This window comes from Rhodoferax sp. UBA5149, from assembly GCF_002413825.1.
Classification (GTDB): domain Bacteria; phylum Pseudomonadota; class Gammaproteobacteria; order Burkholderiales; family Burkholderiaceae_C; genus Rhodoferax.
In genome coordinates, this window is sequence record NZ_DHXT01000223.1 from 1 (window position 1) to 8,091 (window position 8,091).

At 66.0% G+C, this 8,091-nt stretch carries 6 protein-coding genes; 1 reads left to right on the top strand and 5 read right to left on the bottom strand.

Features of this window, described 5'->3' with window-relative positions; translation table 11 throughout:
- Positions 1–277: 277 nt before the first annotated feature.
- Genes B3V69_RS19795 through B3V69_RS19805 form a run of 3 tightly spaced genes read right to left on the bottom strand, consistent with a single transcriptional unit; the run spans position 278 to position 3,826 of the window.
- Positions 278–2,677 (bottom strand): ABC transporter permease, encoded by a 2,400-nt coding sequence (locus tag B3V69_RS19795; protein WP_296449252.1) that lies wholly within the window; start codon positions 2,675–2,677, stop codon positions 278–280.
- A complete protein-coding gene (locus B3V69_RS19800; protein ID WP_296449255.1) occupies positions 2,674–3,114 on the bottom strand; it encodes a DUF2141 domain-containing protein in 441 nt (146 codons plus the stop codon). Before B3V69_RS19800 ends, B3V69_RS19795 begins: the two co-directional genes overlap by 4 nt.
- Positions 3,107–3,826, bottom strand: coding sequence for an ABC transporter ATP-binding protein (locus B3V69_RS19805; protein WP_296449258.1), 720 nt, complete (start codon positions 3,824–3,826; stop codon positions 3,107–3,109). Before B3V69_RS19805 ends, B3V69_RS19800 begins: the two co-directional genes overlap by 8 nt.
- Positions 3,827–3,950: 124 nt before the next feature.
- On the opposite strand from B3V69_RS19805, the gene B3V69_RS19810 reads away from it, so the two are divergent.
- Entirely contained in the window at positions 3,951–4,550 is a 600-nt protein-coding gene (locus tag B3V69_RS19810) for a TetR/AcrR family transcriptional regulator (protein WP_296449260.1), read from the top strand.
- Positions 4,551–4,596: 46 nt separating this feature from the next.
- On the opposite strand, the gene B3V69_RS19815 is transcribed toward B3V69_RS19810, so the two are convergent.
- A complete protein-coding gene (locus tag B3V69_RS19815) occupies positions 4,597–7,605 on the bottom strand; it encodes an L-glutamate gamma-semialdehyde dehydrogenase (RefSeq protein WP_296449263.1) in 3,009 nt (1,002 codons plus the stop codon).
- Positions 7,606–7,761: 156 nt separating this feature from the next.
- Positions 7,762–8,091, bottom strand: a 330-nt coding sequence (locus B3V69_RS19820) for an arginase family protein (RefSeq protein ID WP_296449266.1), incomplete at its 5' end; no start/stop codon positions are given.

Sequence of the window (8,091 nt, forward strand, 5' to 3'; positions counted from 1 at the left end):
ACGAAGTGGATGCGCTCGCAGCCTTTTGTGTCCGCAGACAGCGCGCCGGGCGCAGCAAGCCGCATCGACTAGCGGCGCCGTGGTGTTGACGGTGATGGCCCTGGTTTCAAAAGCTTGCGGCGAAATCAGGTTTGCTATTTATTTGATAGCTGCTTGCGTAGCATTGGCGGGGACCAGAAGTGGTTTTTACTCAACATGCAAGCGCCGCAGGTGGTGCTGGATGCCTTGATAGACTGCGGCGTCGATCACCGGCCCGACGTCGTTCTCAGGCGGGCTCCTACACTTGGGCCAGCGCCAGCGCAATCGGCAGCTCCGCCGCACGCCGGGCGGGTACCCAGGCCGCCAGCGCCGACAACGCCAGCACCAGTGCCAGCCACATCAGCAGCGCCACGGGCGACACCACAAAGGGCAAGGCCGCCACAAAACCCAGCTGACCGATCATCACGTCGAGCAGCCAGGTCAAAGGCAGCGACAGCGCCAGGGCCGCAGCCACGCTCAGCAGCGCCACGATCTGGGCCTCTCCCATGATCAGGCGCATCAGCCGCGCGCGGGTTGCGCCCAGGGTCTTCATCACGGCCAGCTCGCGGGTGCGCTCCAGCACGCTGATGCCCAGGGTCGACGTCAGACCCAAGCCCCCGACCGCGGCCATCCCCAAGGCCAGCGCCATCAAGGCACGGATCAGGATCACGATGTGCTCGCCCATGGCGTTGCGCAACTCGCTGAGCGGCTGCACCGTCTCGACGCCGGCACCGCTGTTGAGCAGCGCGGCCTCGATCTGCCGTATGCGCTGGGCGCGCTCGGCGGGCGTGGCCGCGTCGGTGACCAGACGCAGCATGCGCGCGCCACCCGCACCGCCTGCCGCACTGCCCACACTGCCCGCGCTTCCTGTGGCCTGCGCGAACGCCTGCGCGTTGACGTAGGCCACACCGGCGGCACCAATCTCCTCGACGATGCCCACCAGTCGCCAGGTACTCGTGTGGCCCGCGATGGACAGCAGCACCGGGTCGCCCAGCTTGAGTTGCGGCTGCTGCGCCGCCGCTGCATGGTTCAAGACCACCGCATCGCGGTCATCGCCCTGCAGCCAGCGCCCCGCGCGCACGGGGAAGTCGATCAGGCGCGTGCCCGGCGGTGGCGCCATGACGGCAAATGCGCCGTGGCCGCGATCGGGGTAGGCACGCGACACATCGATCTGGCCCGGGCGGGCAAAGGCGGCCGGGCTGTAGCCCCAGGCCTCCACCTGGCGCACGCCGGGGAGTTGGCGCAGGCTGTCGCGCCGCTGCAGCGCCTCAAGCGCATGGAAGCGCACTTCGACGTCGTAGTGGCGGGTCTGGTAGACCTTGTCGATGGTGGCCTGCCAACTGCCCGACACATTCAGCGCGCTCATGAACATGGCACCCCCCACCGCCAACAGGCCTAGCGTCAAGCCCAGGCGCACCGGCTTGCGCAACACATTGCGCAGCGCCACCGGCCAGCGGCTGATGCGCTGGCGCAAACGCTCGCCGCCCGCACCGTGGCGGTCCACGGCCTCGCGCACCGTGACGCGGCAGGCCGACCACACCGGCACCGCCGCCACCAGCATCGGCACCCCAAAAGCCGCCGCCGTTTGCAGCGCCAGCACCCACCAGGGCGCTTGGGCCTGCGTCAGCGTCAGGTTCAGCAAGCGCGCCACCGACGCTGAAAACACCTGCGTGCCGATCAGCCCCAGCGGCAGTGCCACCAGCAGTGCGGCCAGGCCGATGGCGGCCACCAGCAGCAGGTACATGCGCACCAATTGCGGCGTGTTGGCGCCCAGCGTCTTCATCACGCCGATCTCGCGCACCTGGCGCGCCAACAAGGCCACCAACGTATTGGCCACCAGCACGGCGGCCAGCACCAGGGTCATCACGCTGAAGGCGAGCAGCAAAAACAGCACCGTGGTCATCTGCCGCTGGTGCGGGTGCTGGCGCGGTGGCGGCACGCGCAGCTCCAGCACCGCGTGGCCTTCGCGCTGCAAAGCCTGCGCCAGCGATTCGGCTGCGGCCTGCACGGCGGCCATGGTTTCGGGCGTGTCACGAAAGCGCACCCGCAACTCATGCAAGGCGCCGTCTTCGCCGAGTTGGCGCAGGCTGCCGCGGTCCAGGTAGACATAGCCGGTGCGCTCCTGCCAGGCTGGCGCCAGACCGGGGTCGTGCACCAGACCGCTGACCGGCAGCGCCTGCTCCCGGCCATGCTGCGTCTTGAGAAGCAACTGGCTGCCAATCTGCGCCGCCAGCACGCCGGTGGCCGTGTGTTCCAGCAGCACACTGCCGGTGACGGGTGCGCTGCTGCCCTCTCTTGGCAGGAATCGACTGACGGTTAATTGCGTGCCGTCATCCTGCGCGAACAGCAGCACCGGCCGCCATTCGTCGCCCACCAGGGCGCGCGCCGTGAGCACGTCACGCGCCTGTGCCTGCGCCACCAGGGGATGGCTTCTGGCCAGCGCCAGCACCTCAGGTGTCACATCGCCACGCATCTCCAGCGTAGCATGCGCGGGCGCGGTTGCAGAATAGTTGACCGCCATCTCGCGCGTCAGCACCGCATAGGCCCCCAGCACCGCGCCCAGTGCAGCCAGCGCCACCACCACCGCCACCAGCATCAGGGAGAAACGCCCTCGCTCAGTGCGCACGTCGCGCCACAGTTTGATCCAACGCATACTCATCGCACCCTCACTTCCAATGTCTGCAGCGGCGGTTTGAAGTCAAACTGCAGGCGCTCAAAATCGGGCCGTCCCGACACCCAACTCAGCGCAAAACCGCCTGAAAACCCGAGCGGCTCCGATGGCCCGAACCAGCCATGGTCGATGGCCAGGTTATCGTTCACGTCGTGGAACACGACCACGGCATAGCGTCCTGCCGGCAGGCCGCCAAAGCGGAACGCCGCGCCATCCGCTTCAATGGGTGCCACCAGTTGCCAGCGCCCTGACTCCAAGACCTTGTCGCCAGCCACAAACAGTTTGGCCACCGCGTGGCCACGGGCATTGGCAAAGCCCGTCGCGTGGACGAGAAGTTCACCCCGCTCGGGCGGCTCTGCCGCAGCGCTGAGCGTGCCGGTACCGGAGGCGAACAACAGCAGCAGCGCCGCAAGTGCCTTACGCATGGCACTCCGCCTGGGTCTGCGCCGCTTGGCGTGTGGGCATGCGCTGGTTGTCCACCACTCGACCATCGGCCAGCGTCACCACGCGGTCGGCAATGCGGCTGACGTCGCGCTCATGCGTCACCATCAGCACCGTCTTGCCGGTGCGGGCCAGGCCGCAGAGCAAGGCCAACACCGCGTCGGCGGTGGCAGTGTCCAGGTTGCCGGTGGGCTCGTCGGCCACGATCAGGGGCGGGTCATTGGCCAGCGCACGGGCAATCGCCGCGCGCTGCTGCTGCCCACCCGACAAGGCCGATGGCAGCTTGTGCGCGTGCTCGGCGATGCCCACATCCGCCAGCAGCCGCAGCGCACGCTCACGCGCCTGTGCCTTCGCATAGGTGGCGCAAAAGTCCATGGGCAGCATCACGTTCTCCAGCACGGTCAAGGTCGGCAGCAACTGGAAGAACTGGAACACCACCCCCACGTGGCGACCGCGCCAGCTCGCCAGGCGGCTCTCATCCAAGGTGTGCACGGCCGTGCCGGCCACCACCACTTCGCCCGCACTGGGGCGGTCAATGCCGGCGATCAGGTTGATCAAGGTGGATTTGCCGCTGCCCGACTTGCCCACAATGGCGACAAACTCGCCATCCGGCAGAGTCAGGCTCAGGCCATCCAAGGCGCAGGTGCCACCGTCGGGGCCGGGGTAGCGTTTGCTCACATTGCGCAGTTCAATCATCGGGACATCCGTTCTATAGTAGACAGGTGTCCATCTTGGCCGTGTCGGGCGTTCGCGTCCAGACACGGCAGTCGCCGTTTTGTCCAATTCCGGACACCAACTGCTTTTGTGTTCAGGAATCGCCATGACCCAGCTACCCCTCAACGCCGCCCTGGATCGCCGCAGCGCGCGCACCCGCGAGGCCTTGCGCGGCGCCTTGGTCGACTTGATCGCCGAACGGGGTTGGGACGATATTGCCGTGCAAGACGTGTGCGAGCGCGCCAACATCGGACGTTCCACCTTCTATTCGCACTACCCCAACAAGGATGCGCTGTTGGTGGGAGGTCTGGAGGATCTGCAGGCCGAACTGCAACGCCAAGCCCAAGCGCAGGCGGACCGCAGCCACGGCGTGATCGATACACCGGGCGGGTTTCGTTTTGCGCTGGGGCTGATTGAGCATGCCCACGAGCAACGCAAAATCTTTCGCGGCATGATCGGCCGCCGCAGTGGCTATGTCGTGCAGCAACGCTTTCGCGAAATGGTGATTCGCCTGGTCAGCGAGGAGTTGCCAGCGTCAACAGACGGTCTGCCGCGCCAGGCGGCCGCGCGCTGGCTGGCGGCGGGCTTCGTGGAATTGTTGAGCTGGTGGGTAGAGCAGCGCGCGCCGCTGCCCCCGGCGGAACTGGCGGCACTGTTCAATCAACTGGCGCAGCCTTTGCTGCAAGCCCGCCGTCCGTCGTCCTGATGCCTTGCCTGGAGGACCCAACCCTCATGCATGTCGCTGGGGAGCCTCACCCCGCCAGCAAGGCCACATTCCCCCCCGCCGCCGTGGTGTTGACGGTGATGGTCTGCTCGGCACAGAAGCGATACAGGTAATGCGGGCCACCAGCCTTGGGTCCCGTGCCGCTCAAGCCTTCGCCGCCGAACGGTTGCACGCCGACCACGGCGCCGATCTGGTTGCGGTTGATGTAGACGTTGCCCACATGCGCGGCTCTGGCCAGGGCCTGCGCCCGACTATCGATGCGGCTCTGGATGCCAATCGTCAGGCCATAGCCCAGGGCGTTAATCTGCTCGATCACCTTCATCGGGTCGCCGCTCCAGCGCACGATGTGCAGCACCGGGCCGAAGATCTCCTGCTGCATGTCGGCAATAGTCCTGATTTCAAAAGCCTGCGGCGGAATCAGATTTGCTATTGATTTGGTAGCACCTTGCGCAATATGGGCGGGGGCCAGCAGTGGTTTTGACTCCAAACGCAGGCGCTTGAGGTGCTGCTGGATGCCTTGGTAGGCTTCGGCGTCAATCACCGGCCCGACGTCGGTGGCGAGCTCGCGCGGGTCACCGCTGACCAGTTCCTGGGCCGCGCCTTGAATCATCTCGATCACATGGTCGGCTATTCTGGAATGCACACAGAGCAGCCGCAGCGCCGAGCAGCGCTGACCGGCGCTTCTGAAGGCGGACTGCATCACGGCATCGCTGACCTGCTCGGGCAAGGCCGTGCTGTCCACCAGCATGGCGTTGATGCCGCCGGTCTCGGCAATCAGCGGCACGATGGGGCCGTCCTTGGCGGCCAGCGCGCGGTTGATGATTTTGGCGACCTGGGTCGAGCCGGTGAACACGACACCGGCGACGCCGGGTGCCGCCACCAGGGCGGCGCCGACGGTTTCACCGGGGCCGTGCAGCAGTTGCAGCGCGCCTTCGGGCACACCGGCGGCGATCAGCAGTTTGACCGCCTCCAGCGCGACGCCAGGGGTTTGCTCGGCCGGTTTGGCCAGCACGGTGTTGCCGGTGGCCAGGGCGGCGGCCACCTGGCCCATGAAGATGGCAAGCGGGAAGTTCCATGGGCTGATGCAAACCCAGGGGCCGCGCGCGATCAGGCGCAGCTCGTTGCTCTCGCCCGTGACGCCATGCGTCACCTCCGAGTCTTGGTCATGCGTCACACCCTCGGACTGTCCGGGCATGGCGACCGGTGCCATGACGCGTTCAGCCTCGTTGGCGTAATAGCGCATGAAGTCCACCGCCTCGCGCACCTCGCTGACGGCATCGCCCCAGGTCTTGAACGCTTCCTTGACCAGCAGGGCGCAGAACTTGGGCAGCTGCTTCTGCAACTCGTCCGCCGCGCGGCGCAGGATGGCGGCGCGCTCGCTCACTTCCGTCTTGCTCCACTTTTTATAGCTGCTCGCGCTTATTTCCAGAGGGCTGGAGACCAATTTGGCATCAAACACCGGCACCTCGGGCAGCTGCACCGTCTGGTAGGCGGCGAGCAGGGGCTCGCGCATGGATTGCACCGTCAGGTCGAGCCCGGCGCTGTTTTTGCGGGCTGCGCCAAAGAGGTCCAGCGGCAGCGGCAAGGAGGTTTCGGGCTCCAGGCGCAGCGGCGAAATCAGCAGCTCCTGCATGCCGACCGACTCGTCAGCCAGCTGGTGCACGAAGGACGAGTTGGCGCCGTTTTCCAGCAGGCGGCGCACCAGGTAGGCCAGCAGGTCTTTGTGCGCACCGACCGGGGCGTAGACGCGGCAGGCGATCAGCGGGTTCTTCAAGACCTCGCGGTAGACGCCCTCGCCCATGCCGTGCAGGCGCTGCAGCTCGAACGGCGCGGCGCTCTTGGCGCCCATTTGCAGAATGGCGGCGATGGTGGCCGCGTTGTGGGTGGCGAACTGGGGGTAAATGGCGTCCGGCGCGTCCAGCAAGGCACGGGCGCAGGCCAGGTAGGCGATATCGGTGTGGTGCTTGTGCGTGAACACCGGGTAGGCCGGCAGCCCCATCTCCTGGGCGCGTTTGATTTCGGCGTCCCAGTAGGCGCCTTTGACCAGGCGGCACATCAGGCGGATCTGGTATCTGCGCCCCAGGGCGGTGAGGTGTTCGATCAGTTCCAGGGCTCGCGTCTGGTAGGCCTGCATCGCCACGCCAAAGCCGGTCCAGCGCGGGAATTGCTGCGCCACTTTGGACGCCAGCGCCTCAAAGACGTCGAGCGACAACTCCAGGCGGTCGACCTCTTCGGCGTCGATGGTGAGGTTGATGTTGGCGCGCGCCGCCTGTTCGCACAGGCCCCAGACGCGCGGCACCAGCTCGCTCATGACGCGCTTCATTTGCGCGTCTTCATAGCGCGGATGGAGCGCGCTGAGCTTGATGGAGATACCATCGTTATGCTCGCAAGCCCCCGCAGCATGGTTGCTGGTAGCTATTGATTGAATAGCATTCTGGTAGCTCGCGAGGTATTTCAGCGCGTCGGCATCGGTGCGTGCGCCCTCGCCCAGCATGTCGTAGCTGTAGCGCAGGTTGCGGCTCTTGCGTTTGGCCGAGCCGGCCTCTTCCATGGCCTCGACAATGGTCTGGCCCAGCACAAACTGACGGCCCAGCAACTGCACCGCGCGCAGGGTGGCGGCCACCACCGAACGGGCGCCCAGCTTGGCAAAGATGCCGGTCGGCGCCTCGCTGTCGGGCAAAAACTTCTTGCTCATGGCGATCGCCGTGCTGGAAAGCCGCGCCAGCGTTTTGTCACCGGCAGTGTCAAAGTCGGCGCGGCCCAGCTGGTCGGCGGTGAGGGCAATCGCGGTTTCGGCGTCCGGCACGCGCAGCAGTGCTTCGGCCAGGCGCATCAGGGCCACGCCCTCGGCGCTGGAGATCGGGTACTCCTTGAGCAAACTCTCCATCGCCCAGAACGGCGGCGGGTTCTGGCGCACCGCCTGCACCCAGGGCATGGCCACCTTGGCGGCGGCGGCCCAGTCCAGGGCGCTGGCGAGCGAGCCCAGGTGACTGGAGACGATCTGGGCTTCGGGTCGGTAAGAAAAAGGCAAGCGCACGGCAATCTCCAATCAATTAAATATCTCCACTATGGTTACTACTTATTTGATTAATTACTCACCAAATATGTCGGCAATCGCAGTGAAATATTCCTCAAGCCAATCGAGTCCCGGACTTGTCGGGGCTGCCGTGACCAGCACGCCTGGCGCGCGTGATCAGGGTTTACCGTTGGGTTTGCGCATCAGCGTGCTCTTGCCAAACAGGCTTTCGATCAAGTCAACGGCCAGCTCCGCGGTCTGGTTGCGTAGGTCCAATGCCGGGTTGAGTTCCACCACGTCGAGCGAGGCCAGGCGTCCGGTATCGGCAATCATTTCCATGCACAACTGCGCCTCGCGGTAGGTCGGGCCACCGCGCACCGTGGTGCCGACACCGGGCGCGATGTCGGGGTCCAGAAAATCAACGTCCAGGCTCACGTGCAAATGGGTGTTGGCATCGACCCCCTTCAAGGCCTGCACCATGGTGTGGCGCATGCCCATCTCGTCGAT

What these genes read in the sequence shown, in the direction of transcription:
- B3V69_RS19795 (WP_296449252.1), bottom strand. Translation starts at nt 2,677, where the DNA reads ATGAGTATGCGTTGGATCAAACTGTGGCGCGACGTGCGCACTGAGCGA.
- B3V69_RS19800 (WP_296449255.1), bottom strand. Translation starts at nt 3,114, where the DNA reads ATGCGTAAGGCACTTGCGGCGCTGCTGCTGTTGTTCGCCTCCGGTACC.
- B3V69_RS19805 (WP_296449258.1), bottom strand. Translation starts at nt 3,826, where the DNA reads ATGATTGAACTGCGCAATGTGAGCAAACGCTACCCCGGCCCCGACGGT.
- B3V69_RS19810 (WP_296449260.1), top strand. Translation starts at nt 3,951, where the DNA reads ATGACCCAGCTACCCCTCAACGCCGCCCTGGATCGCCGCAGCGCGCGC.